The 1,088-nt window shown below is 73.9% G+C and carries 1 protein-coding gene; it reads right to left on the bottom strand.

The window, feature by feature from the left end:
- Nucleotides 1-1,088, bottom strand: a 1,088-nt coding sequence (locus ACIBVN_RS60925) for an MFS transporter (RefSeq protein WP_397152061.1), incomplete at both ends; no start/stop codon positions are given.

The following is a 1,088-nucleotide window of genomic DNA, read 5'->3' as shown; positions in this document are numbered from 1 at the left end:
GGCAGCAGGGACGCCGGGATCAGGCCGAGGCCGGCCAGGCCCGCCAGCACGACAAAAGAGGCGCCGGTCGCGGGCGCGGTCGTCGCCCCGCCGGCTGCGGGGGACGTCGCCGCCATCATGCCCGCCGCGATGGCGATGCCGAGGGTGGGGCCGACGTTCATGGCTGTCTGCTTGATCCCGCCGACGACGCCGGCGTACCCGGGTGGCGCGTCGCCGATGACGGTGCCGGTCGCGGTGACCATGACGGCGGTGAACCCCGCGCCGAGCACGGCGAAGGTGACGCCGGTGAACGCCGGCGCGCTCCCCGGTTCCAGCTGCGACAGCCCTGCGATGCCGGCCACGACCAGAACCGATCCAGTGATCGCGGTGCGGCGTGGGCCGTAGTGGCGCAGCGCGGCCGCGGCGACCGGTGCGCCAACGATCATGAGCGCTGTCATCGGGAGCACCCGCAACCCGCTGGTAAGGGCATCGAGCCCGAAGACGTCCTGAAACAGGAACGTGGCCACGAACAACGCGCCGAACATGCCGCCCGTGGTGACCAGCAAGATCACCATCGAGGCCGCCACCGTGACCGACCGCGCCACAGCGGCCGGCACCAGCGGGTCTTCGGCGCGGCGCTGGTGCAGAACGAATGCCGCCCCGACACCCGCGGTGGCCAGGAACCCGAGCAGGGCCGGGGCGGCGGTCCACCCGTGCGCCGGCACCCCGACCAGGGTGTGGACCCCGATCGCGAGCGCCGTCACGAGCAGGGCCGGGCCGGTGAAACCGAGCGGCTGCGATGCACTACGCGCAGGTGCCGGTAGGCGCACGGCGAGGCAGAGCCCGGCGATCACGACGGCGACGGGGATGTTGACCAGGAAGACGGCGCGCCAGCCTGAATGCGCGACCAGGACGCCGCCGAGGATCGGCCCGGCCGCCGCGGCGAGCCCGATCGCGCTGGTGCGGATGGCGACCGCGATACTGAGCCGGTCAGCGGGGTAGGCCAGCCGCAGCACCGCCAGCGTCGCCGGCTGCAGGAGCGCGCCGCCCACGCCCTGCAGGACGCGCAGGGCGATGACCCAGCCGACGTCGGAGACCAGCGCGATGCC

It is taken from the genome of Nonomuraea sp. NPDC049400, from assembly GCF_044466425.1.
In the GTDB taxonomy this organism is placed as follows: domain Bacteria; phylum Actinomycetota; class Actinomycetes; order Streptosporangiales; family Streptosporangiaceae; genus Nonomuraea.
The sequence above is the reverse complement of the archived record's forward strand: the minus strand, read 5'-3'. Positions and strand labels throughout refer to the sequence as shown.